This window comes from Pseudomonas sp. SIMBA_067 (assembly GCF_046534675.1).
Classification (GTDB): domain Bacteria; phylum Pseudomonadota; class Gammaproteobacteria; order Pseudomonadales; family Pseudomonadaceae; genus Aquipseudomonas; species Aquipseudomonas putida.
In genome coordinates, this window is record NZ_JAWRYH010000228.1 from 1 (window position 1) to 303 (window position 303).

General features: G+C 50.2%; 1 protein-coding gene. It reads left to right on the forward strand.

Translation table 11 applies throughout. From position 1 onward, the window contains the following. Window positions 1–182 precede the first annotated feature (182 nt). A partial coding sequence (locus tag SB765_RS28855; RefSeq protein WP_410932387.1) for a 30S ribosomal protein S15 occupies window positions 183–303 on the forward strand: 121 nt, incomplete at its 3' end.

A 303-nucleotide genomic window follows, 5' to 3' on the forward strand; every position in this document is an offset into this window, starting at 1 on the left:
GACGATGGCCGGCTTGCGCCACGTCGTTTAGTGGTTGAGTATCAGGATTGAGCCAGGCGTTCACTTTTCGCTGATGGGGCATTTGCGTTGCTATCGGGCGCAGAGTAGAATAGCGCGGCTTTAAAGCGGGATGCTGAATTAGAGATCGGCACCCATACATTCATTTATTACTGGAGTTTATTATGTCTCTAAGCGTAGAAGCTAAAGCAGAGATCGTTGCTAAATATGGCCGTGGTGCTAACGACAGCGGTTCAACTGAAGTTCAGGTTGCCCTGTTGACCGCGCAGATTACCCATCTGCAGG